This window comes from Undibacterium parvum (assembly GCF_003955735.1).
In the GTDB taxonomy this organism is placed as follows: domain Bacteria; phylum Pseudomonadota; class Gammaproteobacteria; order Burkholderiales; family Burkholderiaceae_D; genus Undibacterium; species Undibacterium parvum.
Genome location: NZ_CP034464.1, coordinates 900,635 through 924,559, shown reverse-complemented (window position 1 = coordinate 924,559; position 23,925 = coordinate 900,635). Strand labels below are relative to the sequence as shown.

At 52.3% G+C, this 23,925-nt stretch carries 16 protein-coding genes; 11 read left to right on the top strand and 5 right to left on the bottom strand.

All coding sequences use genetic code 11. The features are described 5' to 3' along the window. Positions 1-95 precede the first annotated feature (95 nt). From dnaE to EJN92_RS03950, 4 genes are all read left to right on the top strand, one after another. Complete coding sequence (dnaE, locus tag EJN92_RS03965) at positions 96-3,617, top strand: DNA polymerase III subunit alpha (protein WP_126126621.1); 3,522 nt, start codon at positions 96-98, stop codon at positions 3,615-3,617. Further along, positions 3,617-4,933, top strand: a complete 1,317-nt coding sequence (locus EJN92_RS03960) for an O-antigen ligase family protein (RefSeq protein WP_126126620.1) — start codon at positions 3,617-3,619, stop codon at positions 4,931-4,933. The genes dnaE and EJN92_RS03960 overlap by 1 nt, the downstream gene beginning before the upstream one ends. 199 nt (positions 4,934-5,132) lie before the next feature. After that, entirely contained in the window at positions 5,133-6,869 is a 1,737-nt protein-coding gene (msbA, locus tag EJN92_RS03955) for a lipid A export permease/ATP-binding protein MsbA (protein WP_126126619.1), read from the top strand. A 29-nt stretch (positions 6,870-6,898) separates the two neighbouring features. Beyond that, entirely contained in the window at positions 6,899-7,471 is a 573-nt protein-coding gene (locus EJN92_RS03950; RefSeq protein ID WP_157984308.1) for a Crp/Fnr family transcriptional regulator, read from the top strand. An 80-nt stretch (positions 7,472-7,551) separates the two neighbouring features. On the opposite strand, the gene EJN92_RS03945 is transcribed toward EJN92_RS03950, so the two are convergent. Together EJN92_RS03945 and EJN92_RS03940 are read right to left on the bottom strand one after the other, a co-directional pair. Then, positions 7,552-8,655, bottom strand: coding sequence for an HAF repeat-containing protein (locus EJN92_RS03945; RefSeq protein ID WP_126126617.1), 1,104 nt, complete (start codon positions 8,653-8,655; stop codon positions 7,552-7,554). Positions 8,656-9,063: 408 nt separating this feature from the next. After that, entirely contained in the window at positions 9,064-10,887 is a 1,824-nt protein-coding gene (locus EJN92_RS03940; protein ID WP_227869702.1) for a PHA/PHB synthase family protein, read from the bottom strand. Between the two features lie 256 nt (positions 10,888-11,143). Here EJN92_RS03940 and EJN92_RS03935 point away from each other — a divergent pair, with 256 nt between their 5' ends. The 7 genes from EJN92_RS03935 (at position 11,144) to EJN92_RS03905 (ending at position 21,208) form a co-directional block, all read left to right on the top strand. After that, the gene (locus EJN92_RS03935) at positions 11,144-12,499 is read left to right on the top strand and encodes a TolC family protein (protein WP_170174864.1); all 1,356 of its coding nucleotides are present in this window, start codon (positions 11,144-11,146) and stop codon (positions 12,497-12,499) included. An 18-nt stretch (positions 12,500-12,517) separates the two neighbouring features. Continuing rightward, positions 12,518-13,642 carry an HlyD family secretion protein gene (locus EJN92_RS03930; protein WP_126126615.1) on the top strand — a complete coding sequence of 375 codons (1,125 nt, stop codon included), beginning with the start codon at positions 12,518-12,520 and terminating at the stop codon, positions 13,640-13,642. Further along, positions 13,639-15,675, top strand: a complete 2,037-nt coding sequence (locus EJN92_RS03925; RefSeq protein ID WP_227869701.1) for an ATP-binding cassette domain-containing protein — start codon at positions 13,639-13,641, stop codon at positions 15,673-15,675. The genes EJN92_RS03930 and EJN92_RS03925 overlap by 4 nt, the downstream gene beginning before the upstream one ends. After that, positions 15,672-16,826: an ABC transporter permease gene (locus EJN92_RS03920; RefSeq protein ID WP_126126614.1), complete on the top strand. Its 1,155-nt coding sequence runs from the start codon at positions 15,672-15,674 to the stop codon at positions 16,824-16,826. Before EJN92_RS03925 ends, EJN92_RS03920 begins: the two co-directional genes overlap by 4 nt. 47 nt (positions 16,827-16,873) lie before the next feature. Then, positions 16,874-18,034 (top strand): ABC transporter permease, encoded by a 1,161-nt coding sequence (locus EJN92_RS03915; RefSeq protein ID WP_126126613.1) that lies wholly within the window; start codon positions 16,874-16,876, stop codon positions 18,032-18,034. A gap of 134 nt (positions 18,035-18,168) precedes the next feature. After that, positions 18,169-19,605, top strand: a complete 1,437-nt coding sequence (locus tag EJN92_RS03910; RefSeq protein ID WP_126126612.1) for a bifunctional enoyl-CoA hydratase/phosphate acetyltransferase — start codon at positions 18,169-18,171, stop codon at positions 19,603-19,605. A gap of 325 nt (positions 19,606-19,930) precedes the next feature. Continuing rightward, a complete protein-coding gene (locus tag EJN92_RS03905) occupies positions 19,931-21,208 on the top strand; it encodes a tyrosine-type recombinase/integrase (RefSeq protein ID WP_126126611.1) in 1,278 nt (425 codons plus the stop codon). Positions 21,209-21,517: 309 nt separating this feature from the next. Here EJN92_RS03905 and tnpC read toward each other — a convergent pair whose 3' ends face one another. From tnpC to tnpA, 3 genes are read right to left on the bottom strand one after another with little or no spacing between them, the layout of a single operon-like run. Further along, positions 21,518-23,083: an IS66 family transposase gene (tnpC, locus tag EJN92_RS03900; RefSeq protein WP_126126216.1), complete on the bottom strand. Its 1,566-nt coding sequence runs from the start codon at positions 23,081-23,083 to the stop codon at positions 21,518-21,520. A 53-nt stretch (positions 23,084-23,136) separates the two neighbouring features. After that, positions 23,137-23,484 carry an IS66 family insertion sequence element accessory protein TnpB gene (gene tnpB / locus EJN92_RS03895; protein WP_126126595.1) on the bottom strand — a complete coding sequence of 116 codons (348 nt, stop codon included), beginning with the start codon at positions 23,482-23,484 and terminating at the stop codon, positions 23,137-23,139. Further along, on the bottom strand, positions 23,481-23,882 hold the full coding sequence (gene tnpA / locus EJN92_RS03890; protein ID WP_126126596.1) for an IS66 family insertion sequence element accessory protein TnpA: 402 nt from the start codon (positions 23,880-23,882) through the stop codon (positions 23,481-23,483). Before tnpA ends, tnpB begins: the two co-directional genes overlap by 4 nt. Positions 23,883-23,925: the final 43 nt, after the last annotated feature.

Sequence of the window (23,925 nt, the reverse complement as noted above, 5' to 3'; positions counted from 1 at the left end):
ACAGAGGAAAAATACCTGCATGTCAAAACGTTTTTTGCGCTGCCCAAACCTGCAGACAAGCGCTAAATTGCTACTCAACACGGTAAAATAGCGGGATGAACACAGAACTCACACTTTCTAGCAATCCGGCCGTGGTCGAGGCGGCTGCAGTCGTAAAAAAATCACCGCAATTCGTCCACCTGCGTTTGCACTCCGAATATTCTATCGTCGATGGTTTGGTGCGTATCGACGATGTCGTTAAGGCCGCCGCCAAAGATATGCAGGTCGCCTTAGCCATGACGGATCTGGCGAACTTGTTTGGCTTGATTAAATTTTATAGAGCGGCGCGTGGCAAGGGCATCAAGGCGATTGCCGGTTGTGACGTCTGGATCACCAATGAGCTCGATAGAGATAAACCGACGCGACTCTTATTATTGGTAAAAAACCGTGCCGGGTATTTGCAGCTATGTGAATTGCTGGCGCAGGCCTGGTTAGAGAATCAACATCGCGGCCGTGCCGAACTGAAGTTCGAGTGGCTACAGGCGATTTTTGAAAAAGGCGCGCCGCCTGGCCTGATCGTTCTCTCCGGCGCGCATTTTGGCGATGTCGGTACGGCTATCGACAACGGCAATCTGGAATTGGCCGAGTCGCATGCACAGCGCTGGGCCAGTATCTTCCCCGGACATTTTTATATAGAGATACAACGCGCTGGCCAGCCGAATATGGAGGCGCATGTGCGTTTAGCGGTGGCGCTGGCGCATAAATTAGGTTTGCCGGTAGTCGCAACCCACCCGATACAGTTCATCCACAAAGAAGATTTTACTGCGCATGAAGCGCGCACCTGTATTTCGGAAGGCGAGATGCTGGCCAATGGCCGACGCGCGCGGCGCTTCAATGATCAGCAATGCTTCAAGACCCAGGATGAAATGGCGGCCTTGTTTAGCGATTTGCCAGGCGCTTTGCAAAATGCGGTGGAGATTGCCAAACGCTGCAATCTAACCTTGGTGCTGGGCAAGCCTCAGTTGCCGGATTTCCCTACGCCAGACGGCATGACGATTAACGATTTTCTGGTTTCAGAGTCGAAAAAAGGTCTGGAATACCGGCTCTCGCAGATTTTTTTGAATGAAGAGAAGCGCGAGCAAGTGCGGCCACGTTATGAAGCCAGACTTAAGTTCGAGACTGATACCATCATCAAGATGGGCTTTCCCGGTTACTTTTTGATCGTTGCCGATTTTATTCAATGGGCTAAAAATAATGGCGTGCCGGTAGGCCCGGGACGCGGATCAGGAGCTGGTTCGCTGGTCGCGTATTCGCTGTTGATTACCGATCTCGATCCGCTCCAATACAATTTACTGTTTGAGCGTTTCCTTAATCCTGAGCGCGTCTCCATGCCCGATTTCGATATCGATTTTTGTCAGGAAGGGCGCGATAGGGTCATCCAATACGTGAAAGACCGCTACGGCAAGCAGGCGGTGTCGCAGATTGCCACTTTCGGTACCATGGCTGCCAAAGGCGCGATCCGCGACGTCGGGCGCGTGCTCGATTTTGGCTATATGTTTTGCGATGGCGTCTCCAAGCTGATCCCGTTTAAGCCGGGTAAGCCTGTGACGATCGCCGAGGCCATCATAGAAGAACCTTTGCTGGCCGAGCGTCAGGAAAACGAAGAAGAAGTAAAAACCTTACTCGATCTGGCGCAACAAGTAGAAGGCATCACCCGCAATATCGGTATGCATGCCGGTGGCGTGATTATCGCTCCGGGTAAGCTCACCGATTTTTGTCCTCTGTACACGCAGGGCGGCGATTCTGGCGTGGTCTCGCAATACGATAAAGATGACGTGGAGGCCGTGGGTCTGGTGAAGTTCGACTTTTTGGGTCTGACCACGCTGACCATTCTTGATAGGGCGGTGCGCTACATCAAGATGCTCGATCCGTCCCAGGCTGATTTTGATCTGGCGAAATTGCCGCTTGATGACAGAGGCTCGTATGAACTGCTGACTAAGGCGAAAACAGTCGCGGTGTTTCAGCTGGAAAGCCGCGGCATGCAGGGCATGCTGAAAGATGCCCGCCCCGATCGATTCGAAGACATTATTGCGCTGGTAGCTTTGTACCGACCGGGTCCTATGGATCTGATCCCGGATTTTTGTAAGCGTAAGCACGGCGAGAAGTTTGATTACCCCGACCCGCGTACCGAAGGCATTTTGTCTGAAACCTACGGCATCATGGTGTATCAGGAACAGGTTATGCAGATGGCGCAGGTGGTGGGTGGTTACTCACTCGGCGGCGCCGATATGCTACGCCGTGCCATGGGTAAGAAAAAAGCTGAAGAGATGGCAGAGCACCGCCAGATTTTCCGTGACGGTGCTGCCAAGGATGGTCTGGGCGAGCAAAAGGCTGACGAGATTTTCGATTTGATGGAAAAGTTCGCTGGCTACGGTTTTAATAAATCGCATGCCGCCGCCTATGCCTTATTGTCGTATCACACCGCGTATCTTAAAGCGCATCACCCGGCCGCGTTTATGGCCGCGAATATGTCGCTGGCGATGGACGATACCGAAAAGGTCAAAATTTTAGTCGAAGATGCGATCGACATCTGCAAGCTCAAAATGCTGGCGCCTGACATCAATGAATCCGAATACAGGTTTATCCCGGTCGGCGAAATGGGCAAGAAAGCCACGCAGATCCGTTACGGGATGGGCGCGGTGAAGGGCTCAGGACAAAACGCGATAGAAAGCATAGTCGCAGCGCGTAAGGCCGATGGCCCATTTAAGGATTTGTTTGATTTCTGTAAGCGCGTCGATAAGCGCCAGGTGAATCGCCGCACCATAGAATCCCTGATACGGGCCGGTGCCATGGATTGTCTTAAACAAGACCGCGCGGTGTTATTGGCAACCGTCAATTACGCGCTGGAAGCGGCCGTTCAGGCTGAGGCGGCAGCCAATCAGGTCAGCCTGTTTGGCGACGACGATGACATGATACCGCCGCCCGAATACATCAAGGCCGAGGTCTGGTCGGATCGCCAGCGCTTGCTGGAAGAGAAATTAGCGCTGGGCTTTTATTTTTCTGGTCATCTGTTTGATGCGTATGCGCCGGAGGTCAGGCAATTCGTCAAGACAACGCTGGCCAAGCTCGATCCCTCGCGCGATTTACGATTGCTGGGCGGGGTAATTTCCGGGGTGCGTACCCAGATGACACAGCGCGGCAAGATCCTGATCGTGACGCTGGACGACGGCACCGCCACAGTTGACGTGACGGTGTACAGCGAGTTGGCCGACGAGTACAAGAAAATTTTTAAGGAAGACGAATTTCTGGCTGTGCTGGGCAAGGTCTCGGAAGACCGCTTCTCGGGTGGCTTGCGGATTACTGCCGAAAAAGTCATGGATATAGGTCGTGCCAGGGTACAGTTCTCGCAAGGCTTGCGGGTGACCCTGACTGATAATGCCGAGCCGGTAAAACTGGCCGAGGTGCTCAAGCCGCATTTGAATCAGGATGGCTGCCCAGTCTTGATACGTTACCAAAATCTGGATGCCAGTGCCGAGCTGTATTTGTCGGATCAGTGGCGGGTCAATCCGGATGATGAGCTCAGACTCAAACTGGGGCAGTGGCTGGGGCGTCAGAATGTACAGATAGAGTATGCCTGATGACGACGATCGCAAATAATCAAAATCAACTGCTTACTCAGTCGTCCTGGCGAGCCGCTTTGCCGCAACAGGTGCTTAGCTGGTTGCCCTTGACGCTGTTTTTTCCGGTTGGTGTTATGTATGCTGGGGTCTTGCTATTTGCATTGAGCTTGCTGATCTCAGGAGATTACGCGCAGAAATGGCAGCGCATCAAAACGAGCCCGATGTTGTTGCCGGTGTTGGCTTTGAGTGCGGTGACTATCGTGGTGGCGCTGTTTCAAACTCGACCAGCCGGTGAGTTCTGGTCGGCGTTTTGGCATTATCAGACCTATCTGTTTTTGCTACCGTTTTTGGCGGTGGGCACCGGTGTGGTGGACGGGAAAGCCGCATGGCAGGCACGTGCGCAACTGGTGTTATTTGGCGGTGCGATCTATGCGTCTACCCTGTTTTATTTAGGCGCTGCTGGCTTATTGCCACCGACTACGCTGTTCCGTAGTTATGTGGTGTACGAAGGGAATAAATCGATCTTGCTGGGGATCTTGCTGGCGATCAGTGCCGGCTGGATGTTGCATGCATGGCGCTGGCGTAAGGATCAGCATGTAGTGCGCGCCGTGGCCTGGCTGTATGTGGTGGCAGCCTTGCTGTTATTTGCCAAAAGCCGTACCGCTAGCTTGCTCTTGCTGGTCTTATGCACGCATATGCTGTTGCGCAATGTGCGGCTGAATACGCGCACTGTGATCCTGGCTGCGCTACTTGGCGCTACACTGTTTGGCGGTGTTAAATACCTTGCTGCTTTGCCGCCCCCGGCTACTTGCCTGACCAAACAGATGGTCAGCGAACAGCAGCTCAATCCGGCTTCTATCCTGGCGCAACGCGCCATCTGTACCGTGCATCAATTGCGTGATTTCAATCAGGGAAAAAAAATTGGGGAAGATGGTATGCGGCTGGAGATTTATCAGGTCACGGCTCAGATCATCGCAGAAAAAACCTGGACCGGGCACGGCATAGGTAATTGGTTAGCCCTGTATCAGGCGCGTGCTCAAGGCATGATGAGCGCAGCCATGACCACCCCGCATAATGATTTTCTGCTGTATTGCAGCGAGTTGGGTGTGTTGGGCATGTTGGCACTGATGGGGATTTTCTGCCAGCAATTGTTGGTGGCTAAAAAAATGCAAGACAGCGAGCATCAGGAGCGCGCCATGTTATTGGCAATGTTGGGCGTAACGATGATCGTTGGCGCGATGTTTAATGCGATCTTGCGTGACGGCGTGTTCGGCATGGCTTTTATGATCTTGCTGGCGATACCGCTGGCGGGTGTGAGTAAGAAGCTCAAGTAGCAGGCGCTCTCAAAACAGAATTTCTAAAAGTAATTGCGCAGTATTCATGCGGCCTGCAGGCCTAAAATGGCTGGAAAGCCGCATGGATACTGCGCAATGAAATTTAAAACGTGTAGGTGCGCTGTTAATCCTGCGACAGGATGAACAGCTGGCAATCTCAGATAATCTCCTTTAATCTCAAGTATTAACAACGGAAGCAATGAATAAACTCACTCTAGCCACTTTTCAGCGCCTGTGGATCTTGATGCGTCAGCATCAACAAAAATTGTGGATCAGTTTGATCACCATGCTTGGTACCGCCCTCACCGAAGTCATGTTTCCTCGGGTGCTGGGCTATTTGCTTGACCATGGATTTAAAGGTGAACATACCACGCTGGCCCTATGGAAAATCCCGGCCGCTATCATCGGCATATTTTTATTTCGCGGTATCTGTACCTTTACTACCAGCTATCTGATGAGCTGGACTTCGACCCGCCTCCTGAATGATTTGCGGGCGCAGATTTTTGCAAAAATACTCAGCGTGCCAGTGCAGTTTTACCAGTCCGAATCAAGTGGGCGCATCATCAATACCATCATGACCGAAGCCCAGCAAATCGTCGACATGGTAAAGGTATCGATCACGACTTTGATTCGTGACTCTCTGACCGTGATTGCCTTGCTGAGCTTTTTACTCTGGCGTAACTGGCGCCTGACGCTGGTCACGCTAGTCTTGATACCAGCCATGGCTTACCTGGTGCGTAGCGTCAGCAAGCGTTTGCGCAGACTGAATAAGGATCAGCTCGATGTCAATGGTGAACTAACGCAGGTGATAGAAGAGGCCACGCGCGCGCATCAGGTGATACGCATCTTTGGCGGCCAGGACTACGAGCAACAACGTTTTGACGCCAAGAATGAGAAGCTGCGCGGTTACACCATGAAGACCACGGTCGCGGTTTCCTCCACCACGCCGGCGACCCAACTGTTAGCCGCCATTGCGGTGGCGATCGTGATTATGCTGGCGGTGCTACAGGCCAAAGCAGGCACCACCACGGTTGGGAATTTCGTCGAATTTATTACCGCCATGATGATGCTACTGACGCCGCTGAAACATTTGGCCGATTTGAATGGGCCTATGCAGCGCGGCCTGGCGGCAGCCGATTCGGTGTTCGGCATGATCGATGCGGTAGGCGAGCCAGATAGCGGTCAGGCTTTGAAAGCGCGCGCTATGGGTAAGCTGGAGTTCGTGCAGACGTGTTTTACTTATCCGCAGCAAGAGCAAGCGGCTCTGACGGACATTAATCTGAGCATACAAGCTGGCGAAACCATCGCCCTGGTCGGCATGTCGGGCGGTGGCAAGACCTCGCTGGTGAATCTGGTACCGCGTTTTTACACCCCGGATTCTGGCGCTATTTTGCTCGATGGCGTGTCGCTACAAGAAATTTCATTGGCTAGCCTGCGTGAGCAGATCGCCATGGTGGGGCAGAACGTGATTCTGTTTGACGATAGTATTACCGCCAATATTGCTTACGGCGATGCCCAGCCTGATTTGGCGCGGGTTGCGGCAGCAGTGCAGGCTGCCCATCTGACGGATGTGGTGCGCGATTTGCCGGAAGGTCTGGCGACCACGATAGGCGATAACGGCATGCGCTTATCTGGCGGCCAGCGTCAGCGCCTCGCGATTGCCAGAGCGATCTATAAAAATGCGCCTATTCTGATCCTCGATGAAGCTACTTCGGCGCTCGATAGCGAATCTGAACGCGCCGTGCAAGAGGCGCTCGATGAATTGATGTTGGGCCGCACCACCTTAGTCATCGCGCATAGACTTTCGACTATCGAGCGCGCTAGCCGCATCGTGGTGCTGGTCGATGGTGCCATCGTCGAGATCGGTAAGCATGCTGAATTGTTAGCCAAAGAGGGCGTGTACGCCAATCTGTATCGCTTGCAGTTTGCTGCTTGATGGGTACGACACTGAGCGCTCTTGGTCCTATGCAAAGTACTAAACTCTTACTTGAGACCGCTGCCGGCGGTGCTTTGCCCGAATGGGAGATGTTGCAAACGTCCTTTCATTTGCAGTCTTTTAGCAAGGGCGAAGATGTGTTCGCGGCCGGTGAGTGGCAGCCCTATTTGTATGTGGTGCGCAGCGGCATCGTCAAGCTCAATTATCTGAGTGAAGATGGGCAAGAGTGGATTAAATCTTTCATCGGTGAGGGCGATTTTTTTGCCTGTCCGAATGTACTGATTGCCGGTCTGAAAACTGATTACTTTGCGACGGCGCTGGAAGACTGTGAGATAGAGCAGATTGATTTTGCCAAGCTTAAACAATTGATGCTCAGTCATCCAGCGTGGCAGAAAGCCACCCATCAGTTGCTGGAATGGCATATCGTGCGCAAAGAGCAGCGTGAACGCGAATTGCTGACGATGGCACCAGAACAGCGCTATCAAGCATTTCTCAAGACCTATCCGCGTTTGTCGGCGCGCATACAACTGCGCGACGTGGCGCATTATTTAGGCGTGACGCCGGAAGCGCTAAGCCGGATCCGTAAACGCTTACGCGCCTAAGTGCTTTGCCCAAGCAAAAATTTTTTCGGTTCGTGCCGGCGCAATCCCATCAGTATCGAAGTCGGCACTAAGTATCTGCTTCACATCCTGAAGAGTAAGCTGTTCTCGAAAAATAAACCCTTGAGGCGTTTGCGAAATAAGGCGATGGCAGCAGCGAGCATGACGACAATCAGATTAAAGCCAAAAATTTTTCTGCCGCCAAGATCGACAAAGGGTGGCGCATCGGAAGGCATGGTGGCTGCATTCATGCCGTGATCGTAGCTTGCGCCTATCACTTGTCCGGCGTTGTTAATAGCATTGGTCAGGTACAGGCTTTTTCCTGCAGGGTGCAGAGCCATTTTGTTATCCCGCCAGACGAAGCTTAAACGCATATCTGCACTATCAACCACCCCAACCACGTGGCCTTCGTTATTGATGCCCGTGGCGTAGCTGTTACCAAAACCGATTTTGTCGCCCAGATCTATCATCTGGGTTCCGTCATGAACAAAGGCATGCAAGTGTCGGTCTTTCGTTTCCGAAGAGCCAACTACCACACCCTGGTCATTAATTGCAGTCGCCGAACTGTAGCGTCCACCCAGAGTGCCAAGGTCTGCCATGCCTGTGGTCTGGTCGTATAAAAAGGCGTGACGCGAACCATCGGTGGTCGTCGCCGTTCCAACCACTTTTCCTTGATTATTAATGCCGCTAGCGTAGCTGACTTTGCCACCCAAGGTACCCAGATCTTTTAGTGATTCGCCAGGCGTGTATAGGAAAGCATGCCAGTCACGATTGGAGGTATCGGCAAATCCTACCGCCAAGCCAGCGTTGTTGAGTGCCATACCATAACTATTGGGCCCTCCTAATGTGCCGAGGTCTTGCATGCCACGGCCACGAATGAAAGCTCGCCAAGTCTGGCCTTTTTTGGAAGAGCCGACAACCTCACCTTTGCTATTGATATGATTGGCTTCGCTTTCGGTTTCACCCGGCATCTCAAGCTTAATCAGTTTGCCGTTTTCAAAAAACACGGCATGTGGCGTCCCGTCCTTTTCCTTGATTACCGCTGCGACCTGACCTGCCACATTCATATCGTAGGCGATAGATTCGCCATATTGTTTCGACTCTATACCTAGTAAGTGACTCGTCGCAGCAGCATCGCTGCCAATCAGAACAAGCAGAGAGAAACAATTACGCACTGTATTATGCATACAAGTATTCTTTCGGTAGGAGTTTTTTTGTTGAAAATTTCTAACGAATATACAGGATGCTTAATTATCAATAAAGGTAAATTATTGTTATTGTTGTTATGTAATATTAATCGCCCGTTTTGGACGCGAGAGCATGATTCTCTAGTTGACTCATAACTGCAATTGATTTTATTACGGCGACGTATGGAGTAATCGGATTAAGTTCTAATATTCCAATTTGGTTAAATTACATTTTAGCAGCGCGTACCGCATGATTTTATTACCTGGAATGGACGGTCATCTAGCTACGCCTAGCTGAGCACGCATATACCATGGGGCTCGCAGCAGTGATAGGCTGGAACCCGCATGGAATATGCGTGCTGGGCTAGTCGATTTTTTATTTCGAGGCGATGCAAAAACCGCTGCTACTCAAGGCTCCAGCACATAATTGCCTGGTGCTATGCCTAATTCTGGATGCTCTTGCGGATAACGCGCTTTGATTTGCTTGGTTGCAGAATGTTGTGCCAACCAGTGTTGCCAGTGCGTCCACCATGAGCCAGCTTCTGTCGTGGCCGCCTGTAGCCATGCCTCTGGTGCGCTGTAATTTTTGCTGCGCGCCCCTGCCGGTAGATATTGATAACTGCGGCGCGCATGCCCCGGTTCTGAAACGATGCCGGCATTATGGCCACCGGAGGCGAGCACAAACTCTATAGGCGCATCGCTGAGCAGATTAATTTTATAGACAGAGCGCCATGGCGACACATGGTCACGCGCCGTACCCACTACAAACATAGGCTGATGCAGATCGTTGAGCGCAATCGCCTGGCCATCGACTTCGTAGCGGCCCTCGGCCAGGTCGTTATGCAAGAACAGATGTTTGAGATATTCGCTGTGCATGCGATATGGCATACGGGTGGTGTCAGCGTTCCACGACATCAGATCATTCGCTGCAGTGCGGCTGCCCAATTGATATTCGCGCATGATCTTAGACCAGATCAAATCGCGGGAATTAAGAATTTGAAACGAGCCAGTCATCTGGTCGCCGTCCAGATAGCCTTTTTCCCACATCTGGGCGTCTAACATGGCTAGCTGGCTTTCGTCGATAAACAGACCGAGTTCACCTGGCTCACTAAAATCGGTTTGGGCGGCCAGTAAGCTGAGGCTTTTGATGTTGGTATGGCTAAGTTTTTGTGCTGGGCTGGTTTCTTTCGCGAGTGCCGCTGCGCCCATCGCTAGCAACGTACCACCCAGGCAATAACCAACCGTGTGTACAGCTTTATGGGTGATCGCGGCAACTTCAGCTAGCGCGGCGAACAGGCCGCTATTGAGGTAATCCTGCATGCCAAGGTCACGTGCTTCTTTGCCCGGATTTTTCCAGGAAATCATGAACACGGTATGGCCTTGCGCAACCAGAAAACGCACCATGGAATTATGTGGCGACAGATCGAGGATGTAATACTTCATAATCCAGGATGGCACGATCAGTATCGGTTCTGCGTACACCTGATTGGTTTGCGGTGAATACTGTATGAGTTCGATCAGATGATTGCGAAATACCACTTTGCCAGGAGTGATGGCAACATCGCGGCCAACTTGATAAGCCAATTTCTTGCTGCCGGCATGGCCGCTGGCGTCTTCTGTTGCGCTCAGTTCTAGACCCTGATCTTGCAGCCAATGGGAAGCGCCGGATAAGAGATTCTTACCACCCGTTTCTACGGTGGTTTGCAGCACTTCCGGATTCAGGTAAGGCAGATTGGAGGGCGACAGCATATCGAGCATTTGTCGCGAAATGAAGTTCACCACGTATTCATGATGGGCCGACATGCCGCGCACGCCAGTAGTCGCTGCCTGCCAAAATTGCTGGGCTTTTAAAAAGCCGCCGCTCATGGCGTTGTAGGGCCAATTGCTCCAGCCAGGATGGGCGAAGCGTGAGTCTGCCTCGCTGCCGGAAGCTGGATTGACAGGCGCGCTGACAGGCAGACTGAGCGTGCTGGGTTTTTGCAGTAAGGCGAGTAATTCTAATTGTTTACCCGGTGAGGCTGCCAAGTGCATGGCCCAATCGACAAACGCCAGCGTCACACTAGTCGGTGATACCCCCGCGGTGAGTTTGGCGATTTGATTGTGTAGCAACATATCCAAAGGGTTAGGCTCGGCCTCATCGCCGCTCAGGTAGCAGATGTGATGCGCTGGCACTGTATGCAGTGTAGGTACTGCGGCGACTTTGCTGCTTGGCGTCATGTTTATGCTCTTCATCTGCGTTTCCTCTTTGCGGTTTCTTCATTGTGGCAAACAAGTCAGACCAGGCAATTGATCCGGATCAATTCAATTGTGCGATAGCAGCAATACACTCAGGCTAATCAATTCTTGTCAGACCATGATGAAACCACCCTTTGCTTACTCTGATGCTTATTTTTACTCCTGTTTTTACTCTTATGCTTACTCTCACACGCGCCATTTTTTCACTCATCTGTTGTTGTGTAATCGGCGTTGGTATATGGCTTTACTTGGTATGAAAAGTACTCGCGTAGTGGACAAAATCAGGAAAAATGCAGTGAGTTTGATCTGCGTCAATCTCTTCTGCTGGCCGCAATTTTCCGTGGCCGCCGAGACCCTGGAACAAGCATGGGGGATTGCCTTACAACGCGATCATACGCTCGCTGCAGCACAGCAAAAAGAAAACGTGGCGGCCCATCAAGTAGCCGCGGCGCAAGCTAATTATCTGCCGAAACTGGCACTGGAAGCCGGTTATTTAAGAACTGAATCTGAACCAGCCGCCAAGGTGAATATACCGGCTTTACCTTTCCTGAAAGGGGTGGCGCTACCCTTTGCCCAAGATAGCGCTTACTTCGGCGGCGTTTCTGTTTCTGCACCGTTATATACCGGAGGGAAAATATCTTCGGGGGTCGGGGCGGCGCAGGCGCAAGCCGAGGCGGTGCAGGCGCGTAGTCAGCTCAGTAAGAGCGAACTAAAGCTGGCGCTGGCGCATGCCTATATCTCTGTGTTAAGGGCCGAGCATGCTGTCACCGTGGCCAATAGTCACATCGCCGCGGTTGGTAAACATGTCAGTGACGTCCTAGCCTTGTTCGAGCAGGGCTATGTCGCTCGCCACGATTTGCTGGCGTCACAGGTGGCGCTGGCCAATGCTGAACAACTCGGTCTGCAGGCTGGTAATGCGCTGGCAATGGCGCGTGCCGCCTATAACCGCTGGCTAGGCCGGCCGCAAGATGGCGTGGTCGATATTTTCGATATCGGTACGCGGAGTCAGGCAGCGGCCGGTAGTGAGCTGAATCGCGATGTGAATAACGATCTGACTTATTTACTCAGCTCCGCCAATGCCCGGCGCAAAGAGTTGCAGGAACTTGATCTGCAAAGCCTGGCGTATAAAAAACAGGCCGCTAGTGTGGCAGCCGGACACTTGCCGCAAATTGGCGTCAGTGCCGGTTGGAGCAAGCTGGAAAACCGTTATCTGGCGCAAGACAAGGGCTGGTGGGTAGCTCTTGTGATGAAGTGGGAATTGTTTGACGGTGGCCTGCTTCGCAATCAGGCGGCGCAATTAAGCGCCACCGCGCAGGCGATACAAGAAGTTCAGGAAGACACCCGCGAACGCATTGCCTTACAAGTGCGGCAGTCATGGTTGTCGCAACAGGAGTCCAATGCGCGTATGGCGCTGGTCGGCAAGGCCAGCGAGCAAGCTGATGAAACCTTGCTACTGGCACGTGAGCGTTATCGCTCCGGCCTGGCACCCAACAGCGATGTGCTTGATGCCGAAACACGCCGCCTGCAAGCTTATTCGAATCGTGACAATGCCATTTACGATAGAGAGTTGGCACGCTTGCAGCTGCAGTACGCCAGCGGCCAACTATAATATTTTTCGAGAAATATAATGCAAACAAACAAACAAGACAAACGTAAATTGATAGGTCCTGGCCTGTTGGCTGTGGCCTTGGTCGTCATCGTGGGCGGGTTTTTTTATTATCTGGCGCAGAGCAAGAAATTGCCTGAAGGTTTGATTGCTGCCAGCGGACGCATAGAGGGCGAGCGTATCGTGGCTGCCGCCAAATATCCAGGGCGGGTAGTCAAGATCATGGCCAAGGAAGGTGAGACTGTTAGCGCCGGTGCCGTGGTGGCGCAGCTGGAAGATACGACTTTCCAGTCTAGAGTGGAGCAGGCCAGGCAGGCCCTGAACGGCAGTGAAGCGCAATTGCGCGGCGCGCAGGCGGCACTTGATGTCACACAAAAAGAAGTGCCGATGGCAATCAATGGCGCGCAGGCGGCGGTGAGTCAGGCCCTGGCCATGTCAGGCAAGGCCAATGCAGTAGAGTTGCAGGCACGCCGCGATGCGCAAAGACATAAGGATTTATTTGAGCGTGGGGTGATAGAGCGTCATCGTTACGAACAGGCTGATCTGGCCTGGCAAGTGGCGCAAGCCGATCTGAAAGCGGCGCAAGAAAGCGTTAGCCGGGCGCAGCAAGGCGCTTTGCAGGCCGGTCTTGGCGGAGATAAAGTCAAAGCCAAACAACAGGAAATCGGTGCCTTGCAGGCGCAGCGAGAACGTGCGCTTGCCGCCGTAGCGGAGGCCAATGCGATCCTGGGCGACCTGGTAATCAAGGCGCCCGCTACCGGTGTGGTGCTGGCGCGTTTGCGCGAGCCAGGTGAGGTCGTCATGCCTGGTAGCGCGATTCTTGATATGGTCGATCTCGATGCCCTGCACCTGAAAGTGTATGTGCCTGAATCGAAAATTGGCCAGTTGCGCCTGGGCTTGCCGGTACGCATTTATATCGATGCGCAACCGGATCAGTTTTATAGCGCCAAGGTCAGTTTCATTGCCTCGCGCGCCGAATTTACGCCTAAGGAAGTGCAGACTACGGACGAAAGGGTCAAGCTCGTCTATGCCGTGAAACTGGCGATAGATAAAAATCCGGAACACAAGTTGACACCGGGTTTACCGGCCGATGCGGTGATACGCTGGAAGGACGATGCAGCCTGGCAAAAGCCTAGCTGGAAATGAGCGTGTTTTCTGATATGCCGGTAGTCAGCCAAGGGGGCGCGCCCGGCTTGGTGGTTGAGGCAAAGTCCTTATTTAAACGCTATGGCGCTAGCCTGGCGATGGATGGTATCGACCTGCAAGTGCATCCTGGTGAAATTTACGGCCTGATCGGCCCCGATGGTGCCGGTAAAAGCAGTTTGCTTAAATCGGTGGCCGGGGTGTTGGCGCACGACGCCGGCGATTTAAGGGTGTTTGGCTGCCTGCTCGATTCCGAGCGCGCCTGCGAACAGGTCAAGGACAGGATAGGTCTGATGCCGCAAGGCTTGGGGCAAAATCTGTATGGTGATTTGTCGGTAGAAGAAAATATCGATTACTTCGGCGGCTTGCGCTTGCTAACGGACGAACAGCTGAGTAGCCGTAAAGAAGCCTTGTTGCGCAGTACCAGGCTGGAGCGTTTTCGTGATCGCCCGATGAAAAATCTGTCGGGCGGCATGAAACAAAAACTCGGGCTGGTTTGCACCCTGATCCACGAGCCAAAATTGGTGATACTCGATGAACCCACTACCGGTGTCGATCCGGTCTCGCGGCGGGAATTCTGGAGCATATTGGCGCGCCTGCTCAAGGAAAAAGGCATCACCGCGCTGGTCTCTACTGCCTATATGGACGAGGCCAGTCGCTTTCATAGAGTATCTCTGATGCATGCCGGTAAGATACTTGCCTCGGGTGATCCTGAGCAGATCAAGACTATGGCCAGTGGCTGCATAGTGAGCACTGTATGTCAGGACACGGCACAGCAGGTGGAGGCGGTAAGGCGTTTGTCAGCGCAGTTTCCGCAGATGGAGGTGCTGGGGCAAGAGCTGAGAATTTTCGTCGATGCTGCCGATAGTGTCGAGGCGACGGCGCATGTACAGCAATGCCTGCAGGGTCTGGCACTAAGCGCGACCGAAGTGCTGGAGCCGGAGCTGGAAGATGTGTTCATCGCCTTGTTACGGCAACGTAAGTTGAGTAACGGTGCGAGTGACGGCGCTCACCCTGAAAATACGTCAGCGGCGAGTAATGACAGCGCCTTGCACCGTCATGCCGATAACGGCCCGGCGATTGAGGCGGAAAATCTGAGTCGCACTTTTGGCGAGTTTAAGGCAGTCGATCAGGTCAGCTTTAGCGTGCCGCAGGGTGAAATTTTTGGCCTGCTCGGTGCCAATGGCGCTGGCAAGAGTACCGTGATTAAAATGCTGACCGGCATCCTCAGTCAGACCGATGGCAAGGGCCGGGTCGCCGGTGCCGATATGCGTACCGCCGGGCGTCAGATACGCGAACGTATCGGTTATATGTCGCAGGCATTTTCGCTTTATCTCGATTTGACGGTGCTGGAAAACATCCGTTTGTATGCCGGTATTTATGGCCTGACGCGCAAGCAAACCGCAGAGCGTATCGACTGGATACTCGACATGGCAGGCTTGCGTCCTTTCGGGAAGGCGCTGGCGGCGAGTTTACCTATGGGCTTGCGACAGCGGCTGGCGCTGGGTTGCGCCCTGATACACAGACCCCAGGTATTGTTTCTTGATGAGCCGACGTCCGGGGTTGATCCTCTGGGGCGGCGCGCTTTCTGGGAAGTCTTGTTTCGTTTGTCGCGCGAGGAAAATGTGACTATCTTAGTGACGACCCATTACATGTCGGAGGCCGAGCATTGCGATCATATTGCCTTGATGTATGCCGGTCGCGTGGTGGCCGACGCTTCGCCCGATCAGCTCAAACTCAATGTAGCGCAGGAGGCGGGCAATTTGTACGAGTTGCATGTGGTGCAGGCCGCGCAGGCGCCGCAGGTGGTCGAGAGACTGCAGGGCGCGGGCTTTGGCTCAGCCGCCTTGTTCGGCGCACGGGTCCATGTATTGCTGCCCGACCCTGAGCAAGAGTTGCCGCGGGTTCATGCCGCTTTACAGGATTTGGAAATACAGAAAATTTTGCCCAAACGGCTGTCGATGGAAGACGTGTTCGTTCATATCGTCACCAAGCTGGAAGCGGCGGATGCCAAGGCCAGAGGAGAGCAAGCATGAACCTACGACGGATTCGGGTAGTAGCCTACAAGGAGTGGCGCGAGATCGTCCGTGACCGCTTATTTTTCGCCCTGGCGTTTGTCGTGCCTTCTTTGCTGATGCTGCTGTTCGGCTATGGCTTGTCGCTGGACGTGGAAAATATTCCTTTGGCCATTGTCGACTACGATCAGTCCGTAATGTCGCGTGACTACGCCCACAAATTTACCGACTCGCGTTATTTCTCATTTCAGGGTTACGCGCAACGTGAACAGGAAGTAGAAAAGCTGGTGATCGACAATAGCCTGCGTGCGGTGATCATCATCCCGCCGCGTTTCGGCGAAGAGTTGCGGGCCGGGCGTGCTACCTCGGTGCAAACCTGGATCGATGGTACTTTTCCTTTCCGCGCATTGACCGCCAAAGGCTATGTCACGGCGATCAATGCGGCGATCAACCTGGATGCCTTATCCGCGCATTTTTCTGCATTGACGGGAGCTAGCCGCGATAGCATACGCTCCGCCTTACAACCAGTACGGATCGAAACCCGCTACCTGTATAACCAGGAAGTGAAGAGTATCTGGTCGATTGCGCCTAAGCTGATCATGGTGATCCTGATGCTGTCACCGCCGTTTCTGACCGCGCTGGGAGTGGTGCGCGAAAAAGAATCCGGTGCGATCTATAACGTGTATTCGTCGACCTTGTCACGCGGTGAATACCTGATCGGCAAGCTGCTACCATATGTCGCAATTTCGGTAGTGAACGCCTGCGCCCTGACCGCATTTGCGCTGCTGCTGTTTGGTGCGCCTTTCAAGGGCGACCCGCTATTCTTTCTGTTGTCGACCATCCTGTATGTGGTGTGCACCACAGGCATAGGTTTGCTGGTGTCGGTGATGGTCAACACCCAGGTGGCGGCGATGGTGGGAACCGCGATTGTCACGGTGGTGCCGGCGGTGCTTTATTCGGGCATGATCATTCCGATTCCGTCCTTGTCTGCCGTCGCTAGCGTGATAGCCCATCTGTTACCCGGTATGTATTACGCGGAGATCGCCATGGGTAGTTTCCTCAAAGGTGTGGGCTTTGCTTCGCTATGGCTGGACCTGCTGATACTGGCGCTGTATGCCACAGGCTTGTTTACTGCGGGCTTTCTGGCGTTTCATAAACGTCCCAAAAATTGAATCTGCTTGAATCTGCTTGAATTTGCTTGAGGCTAGGAAAGGACCATATGGGATTTATCGTTGACCGGATTTGGTGGAGCCGCCTGCAGGCTATGATCTGGAAAGAGTTGTTGCAGTTGCTGCGCGATCCGATATTGCTGGTGTTCGTCATGTATGCGTTTTCCGCTGATATTTACAATGCTGCATCGGGGGTTTCGTTTCAGCTCAATAATGCGGCGCTGGTGTTGCTGGACATGGATAGAAGTGCCGCCTCGCGTGAGTTGGCGGGCCGTTTCATGCCGCCCGAATTTCATTGGGCCGGCGCGATACAACACGCTACGCAAGGGCAGATATTACTCGATGATGGCAAAGCCATGGCGGTACTCGATATTCCGCCTGGCTTCGGTGCAGCCTTGGCACGTGGTGAGGGCACGGCCGTGCAGTTGCAGATTGACGCTTCCAATTCCGTCCAGGGTTTTTTAACTTCGGTGGATGCGACCCAGATCGTTGCCAGATTCGGGCTGGAACAGGCCGCCACACGACTCGGCCTCAATCTGGGTGGTGCCGGGTCTATCGATGCTCCCATTATCAATAATCAGTCACGCGTGTGGTTTAACCCGAATCAGAACGATGCCTGGTTCATGGGTATCTCGGAGTTGCTCAATGTGATCACGCTGTTTGCGATGTTGCTGCCGGCCGCTGCCATGGTCAGGGAAAAAGAGCGCGGCACCATAGAGCAATTGCTGGTGTCACCGCTGTCGCCCTTACAGATCATGATGCCTAAGATCATTGCGATGGTGGCGGTGATTTTAGGTGGGACGGCACTGGGTCTGTTTGGTATTCTAGTGCCGCTGTTTGCGATTCCGATACAGGGCAGCCTGTTACTGTTCTTTGCGCTTACCACCCTGTACACCTGCACGCTCGCTGGCATAGGTATACTGATTGCGACCATGACCCGCAATATGGCGCAGGCTGGCATGATGGTAATCCTGATCCTGGCACCGATGATGTTTTTGTCCGGCGCCTGGACCCCACCCGAAGCCATGCCAACCGTGATGCGCTGGGGCATGTATGTCTCACCTCTGTACTATTACATCAACGCCAGTTATGGCATTCTGATGAAGGGGGCGGGCGTGGCGGTACTATGGCCGATGATGTTGGGTATTTTGGTGATCGCACTCGTGGTGAGTAGTCTTACGATAATGCGATTTAAAAAACAGTTTGGATAAATGAAATATCAGTGAGCGCAGCAAGGTCGGAGATACATGCAAATTAAGCAGGGAACTACGGACTATCGTATTTCAATTGCTTGCTATGAATTTGATTTAGCCAGCGACGCAAACAATGGTGAAGGAGTTGCCCCATGAACGAAGTGAAAAAATCTGATGAAACAGTCACTACCGAGTCACAGGACTTGATCGTGAATGTCGTCTATGACGATATTTTTATAGGTCAGACGGCGACCCAAAGTCGTACTCTGACACAAACCGATATTCAGGCTTTTGCCACAGTGAGTGGCGATGTTAATCCTGCGCATTTGGATAGCGAATACGCTAGCCATACCCTGTTTCATGGTGTGATTGCCCATGGTATGTGGGGTGGGGCCTTGATCTCCACAATACTGGGAACCCAATTGCCTGGACCGGGGACTATATATCTGGAGCAAAATCTACATTTTGTTAAACCGGTGCGTATCGGCGATGCCCTGACAATTTCAGCGACCGTTACAGCCAAGGATGATGCAAAAAAGCGAGTCACGCTAGATTGCCAGATCGTCAATCAGCGTGGCGATCAGGTTATTTTCGGTACTGCACTTGTGATTGCTCCGACCGAACACGTTAGCCGCTTGCGCAGCCATTTGCCCACCATGACTATGTTTGATCTAGGGGCGCGTCAGGCCGCCTTACTCGCCAGTGTGCGCGGATTGGATGCGGTACGCTGCGCTGTTGTCCACCCCTGTGATGCTGACTCACTGCGAGGTGCATTAGATGCCGCCAAACAAGGCTTGATTATTCCTGTGCTGGTGGCACCACTGGCCAAGTTGAATGCCCTAGCGCAGGAGGCGCAGCTCGATATCAGCGGTTTTGAGCAGGTCGATGTCGCACATAGCCACGCGGCAGCCGATATGGCAGTTGCCATGGCGGCGGATGGTCGGGTCGAGGCGCTCATGAAGGGCAGTCTACACACTGACGAGCTGATGCGCGCTGTCGTAAATTGCGCCGCTTTGCGCACCAAACGCAGGCTATCCCATGTGTTTCATCTGGACGTGCCGATGTATCACAAGGTTTTGCTATTGACCGATGCGGCGTTAAACATCACACCGAATTTATTGGAAAAGGCCGATATTTTGCAAAATGTGATCGATCTGGCGCATGTCCTTAATATCAATGAACCTAAGGTGGCAATTTTATCGGCGGTAGAAACCATTACCCCGCAAATTGCCTCGACGATCGACGCTGCGGCCTTGTGCAAGATGGTACAACGCAAGCAGATTACCGGGGCTATTGTCGACGGTCCGCTGGCTTTTGATAACGCAATTTCTGTTGAGGCGGCGCGTATCAAGGGTATCGATTCTCCAGTTGCCGGTCATGCAGATATCTTGATGGTCCCCGATCTGGAATCGGGCAATATGCTCGCCAAGCAACTCGATTATCTGGCCGGTGCATCGAGTTGCGGCGTAGTACTGGGGGCAAGGGTGCCAATAGCGCTGACTAGTCGAGCCGATGGCGCCGCGTCTCGGGTGGCGTCAGCTGCCTTGGTAAAGCTGCTGGCGCATCATTACCGTAAGCTGGCACCGTAAGCCTATTTGCCTCCGGCTACTGTACAGGTAAGGTGGAATATAGTGCTTGGTTTTGATTTCTGAATTACAAATAAAAAAACCGGCTTCCTTGCTAGTGAAGCCGGTTCTTAGCGATAGATACTTTTCAGGCTTACATCAGAATAATGTCGTATTATTTTTCTCATACTCTACTGCCGTCCACTGCTGTCTTTAATTTATTTTAAGTCATTGATTTAAAATGATAATTTGTTCATTGTTGTCTATTGATGTATCATGCTATCGCCATAGTACTTTGTAGCTTAGTGTGTAGCTAGCTACAAATTTTGATACGAAAAATAGGACATCAATGAGTGCTCGAACAAAAGAAATACTGGAGTCCCTTCAATTAAAGCACTGGATGCGGGCAGTTGAAAACGACGAAGTGCCAACTGCCAAAGATCCAAAAACTAACACAGTTATACAGCTTCCATTGCCACTCGCCAGAACAGATGGTGATGGGCTAACCTTTACGCTTTCTAAATCAGGAACTGCAACTTGGATTCTTCGTTATCGACATGGAGGACGTGCCAGAGAGTTGACGATTGGCAATTACCCTGACATTGGTCTTTCCGAGGCGCGAAAACGGGCGCGAGAGCAGCGAGCTGAGATAGATCGTGGCGGCGATCCTGCTTCTGATAAGCGAAAAGTTAAAGCATTAATTCTGCAAGATTGGTCTGTCCGTGAATTAATTGATGATTATCGGAAAAAAATACTAGTTGGACTGGGAAGTAGTACGCAACGGAGCTATGGTCGAAGCCTGATACGAGTTGAATCAAAAATTGGTTCTTACCTTGTATCAAAAATCACTCCGGTGGATATTGTTGCGATGATTGAGGATGTAGGTGCGACTTGGACGGAGTCGAGTATGCTTTTATCCTCAACTAAGATGTTATTTCGTCATGCTGCTGGGAAGAAAATAATTCCAACTAATCCATGTATCGGAATTGAATTAAATGCTGTTTTGGGAAAGCGTCCAGTAATCAGAAAAAGGTTAATGCTTTCCGAGCTAGAATTGAGGATACTTTTCGCTGCTGACATGCGACGTGAGAATGCATTGGCAGTAAGATTGCTGCTTGCAACGGCAGTTCGCTCAGATGAACTTAGAAATGCAAAATGGGATCAGTTCGATTTTGAAAATCAGGTGTGGAGTGTGCCGACGAGCAAGACTGGTCCTGGGATTCAAATCCCACTTACTTTACCTGTTATTGGGTGGCTGCAAGAGTTGAAATTATTAGGTTTTGATTCTGTATTTATTTTGCCGTCGAGAGCGCAGAGTAGGAAAGTTAAATTTGGAGGTGATGCCCCAATCAATCCAAATACGATAGGCGCTGCTATTGAGTTTTGGTACACGGAGCATAATCCTGCTGTGCGGCGCTTTACTCCACATGACCTCAGGTCAACTGCAAAGAGCCATATGCGTAGATTAGGTGTGCCGCGCGATATTACGGAAATGTGCCTGAATCATAAATTAGCAGGGGTGGAGGGCATATATGACGTCCATACCTATTTCGAAGAAAGACGCGACGCTTTAACGTTGTGGGTTGAGTATTTGACGCAAATTGAAAATAGTTTGGTATTGAGTTGATCATTGATAATCATTGACCGCTCAATAGTATTCGTATTCGGCGTTTTACGGCGTTAAGTCACAATGATTGCATATTGGCCGGTTAAGTGAGTTCGGCGGCTTGTGTGGCGGTTTAAAACGCTTCCCTGGCATTTTAAAATCGTTCGTTTGTCGCAATAACTGATTGGTGTTTGAAATATGCCAAATTCATCGATTTCCATAGAGCATAAGTGAGTTTTGCACGAAGTTATTTTCATGATTTTCGGTGTCAAAACCCCAGTAAAATGTAAGCGTCCAACAGATCCGTCTAGCATTTATTCCTAAAGCGCATTAACAAGGCAGCGGTAGCAGTTCATCAATCCGGCTGTTTGGATGCGTCGGTAATTTTTCGAGTGTGCCTTTAAGCCATGCCAAAGGTTCTATGCCATTGGCTTTCGCGGTGGCGAGCAGGCTTTGAATGGCGGCAGCTTGTCGGCCTGCTCGTTCAGAACCGGCGAAGAGCCAGTTCTTTTTGCCAATGGCAATAGGGCGAATGGCGTTTTCAATCGGATTATTGTCGATTGGCAGATGACCGCTATTGGCGTAGCGTTCAATCGCGCTCCAGCGTTTGAGGCTGTAGTCGATGGCTTTGGCGAGACTGCTGCCATCGGCGCTCTGTTGGCGTGTGTGAATCAGCCAGGCATGCATCGCTTTGAGTTCTGGCAGCGCCTGTGTAGCACGTCGTTGTTGTCGTTGTTCGATACTGTCGCCTTTACCCTCGGCCTCAATGTGATACAGCTTTGCAATGCGTGTAAGTGCCTCATTGGCAATCGGATGCCCATTGGCGGCGTGCAGGTCGAAGAATTTGCGACGGGCGTGCGCCAGGCAGGCCAGTTCGGTGATGCCCAGCGCGAACAGGGCTTTGTAGCCGGCATAATCATCCACCATAAGATGGCCTTGCCAATGCCGCAGAAACGCGCGCGCATGACTGCCACTGCGTCCGGTTTGGAAATCGAACACGATGATGGCAGGCTGGTCTTCTAAGGCATTGCTGCGATATGCCCATAGATAGGCACGCTTGGTCTTACCATTGCCGGGGTCGAGCAGCGGCACCGGGGTTTCGTCGGCATGCAGCACTCGTCCTTGCTTGAGTATTTCTGCCAACCGGTCACTGAGCGGTTGCAGGGCGACGCCAATACGTCCTACCCACTCGGCCAGTGTGGAGCGGGCAATGCCAACACCGTGTCGACTGCTGATTTGCTCAATCCGATACAGTGGTAAGTGATCGAGATATTTTTGAATTACCACCCATGCCAATAATCCTGGTGCCGCCAGACTACGATCGATCACTGCCGGGGGAATGGCTGCTGCGGTGACTGTCTCACAAGCGCGACAGGCGTATTGAGGGCGAATATGCCGATGCACAAAGAAGCGTGCTGGTTCGACGTCGAGTTGTTCACTGATGTCTTCACCGATCTTGATCAGGTCTTTGCCGCATTGAGCGCAGGTGCAGCTTTCTGGCTCATGACGATGTTCAATGCGCGGCAGTTCCGCTGGCAGTGGCCTACGTCCGGTAGGGCTTGGCTTACGTGGTGTTGTCGCTGAAGATAATTGGGCAAGCTCGGCCTGCATCGCAGCCAGGTCGCTTTGTTCGCACTCTAAAAACAGGTCGCGTTGTTGTACCGTAAACGCTTCGGCTTTTGCGCTGAATTTGAGACGTTTGTGATACGCCAGTTCTAAAGTCAAGGCTTGAATTTTGCATTCTTTGACGTGAAGATCGTGCTCCTTGCGACGTAATTGATCCTGCAAAGCAGCCTTCTCCGCCTGTGCCAGTCCGGCCCCATTCAACTGCGCCATCACCCATTGAGTCAGTGCGGGGTCAGCGTTGAATTGGGCGAGTTTGGTGGCGATATCCATGCACGAAAGTATACCTCGCCCGACCGAAAGTTAACAGGGGGAGGCATCCCTTTTTATACGCGCCAATTCGATTGTGGCGGCGCGTTAAGTCGGGGCCAGTCAACGCCCGTGGTGAGCCATTGCCATTCTTCGTTCGACAAGACACACGCCGCATCATGGCTCTGCGGCCAGACGAAGCGACCTTTGTGCAAGCGTCGCATACATAACCAAACACCGGTGCCATCCCAGATCAATAGCTTGATGCGGGTGCTATTCTTGTTACGAAATGCATAGGCACTGCCATCGCAAGGTGGCTTACCCAAACTTTCTTGTACATGCAGGGAAAGTCCGTCAACACCGCTGCGCATATCGATCGGTTCGACAGCGAGATACACCTGTGCCGGAGTCAGTGGCAGGCTCATGGTAGTTGCCGCAGCAATTGCGCCAACACGGGTAAGTCAACATGGTTAGAAATAGTCACCTGCCAACCGGCCGGGCTGCACAAGACAATCTCGGGAAGTGATGCCCTGATCGACACCGGCACCAACTTGCAAGGCTTCATGGCTGGCCGCGGCGATGTCGATGCGATTGTCGTGAGGGAGGTGTGCTTAGCTTGAGAAACTACTGGCGATTTTACAGCGGGTGTGGCAAGTGTGACACTCTGATCAATAACGATGGAAGCGAGGCGTTTGCGCCAGGTATAAAACGTTGAATAGCCGATGGCTTCACGTCGACAATACGCGCTCAGTGATAAGCCGCTCTCAGCCCAGTGCTGCTGATGCTTAGTCCAAAACGCCACTTTGAGAGGATTGAAATTCATGCTAACTCCAGATCATTGAAAGAGTCGAGTGTCACTTATATCG

What these genes read in the sequence shown, in the direction of transcription:
- tnpC (WP_126126216.1), bottom strand. Translation starts at nt 23,083, where the DNA reads ATGGATATCGCCACCAAACTCGCCCAATTCAACGCTGACCCCGCACTG.
- dnaE (WP_126126621.1), top strand. Translation starts at nt 96, where the DNA reads ATGAACACAGAACTCACACTTTCTAGCAATCCGGCCGTGGTCGAGGCG.
- msbA (WP_126126619.1), top strand. Translation starts at nt 5,133, where the DNA reads ATGAATAAACTCACTCTAGCCACTTTTCAGCGCCTGTGGATCTTGATG.
- EJN92_RS03930 (WP_126126615.1), top strand. Translation starts at nt 12,518, where the DNA reads ATGCAAACAAACAAACAAGACAAACGTAAATTGATAGGTCCTGGCCTG.
- EJN92_RS03905 (WP_126126611.1), top strand. Translation starts at nt 19,931, where the DNA reads ATGAGTGCTCGAACAAAAGAAATACTGGAGTCCCTTCAATTAAAGCAC.
- EJN92_RS03950 (WP_157984308.1), top strand. Translation starts at nt 6,899, where the DNA reads ATGCAAAGTACTAAACTCTTACTTGAGACCGCTGCCGGCGGTGCTTTG.
- EJN92_RS03935 (WP_170174864.1), top strand. Translation starts at nt 11,144, where the DNA reads ATGAAAAGTACTCGCGTAGTGGACAAAATCAGGAAAAATGCAGTGAGT.
- EJN92_RS03915 (WP_126126613.1), top strand. Translation starts at nt 16,874, where the DNA reads ATGGGATTTATCGTTGACCGGATTTGGTGGAGCCGCCTGCAGGCTATG.
- EJN92_RS03945 (WP_126126617.1), bottom strand. Translation starts at nt 8,655, where the DNA reads ATGCATAATACAGTGCGTAATTGTTTCTCTCTGCTTGTTCTGATTGGC.
- EJN92_RS03925 (WP_227869701.1), top strand. Translation starts at nt 13,639, where the DNA reads ATGAGCGTGTTTTCTGATATGCCGGTAGTCAGCCAAGGGGGCGCGCCC.
- EJN92_RS03910 (WP_126126612.1), top strand. Translation starts at nt 18,169, where the DNA reads ATGAACGAAGTGAAAAAATCTGATGAAACAGTCACTACCGAGTCACAG.
- EJN92_RS03960 (WP_126126620.1), top strand. Translation starts at nt 3,617, where the DNA reads ATGACGACGATCGCAAATAATCAAAATCAACTGCTTACTCAGTCGTCC.
- EJN92_RS03920 (WP_126126614.1), top strand. Translation starts at nt 15,672, where the DNA reads ATGAACCTACGACGGATTCGGGTAGTAGCCTACAAGGAGTGGCGCGAG.
- EJN92_RS03940 (WP_227869702.1), bottom strand. Translation starts at nt 10,887, where the DNA reads ATGAAGAGCATAAACATGACGCCAAGCAGCAAAGTCGCCGCAGTACCT.
- tnpA (WP_126126596.1), bottom strand. Translation starts at nt 23,882, where the DNA reads ATGAATTTCAATCCTCTCAAAGTGGCGTTTTGGACTAAGCATCAGCAG.
- tnpB (WP_126126595.1), bottom strand. Translation starts at nt 23,484, where the DNA reads ATGAGCCTGCCACTGACTCCGGCACAGGTGTATCTCGCTGTCGAACCG.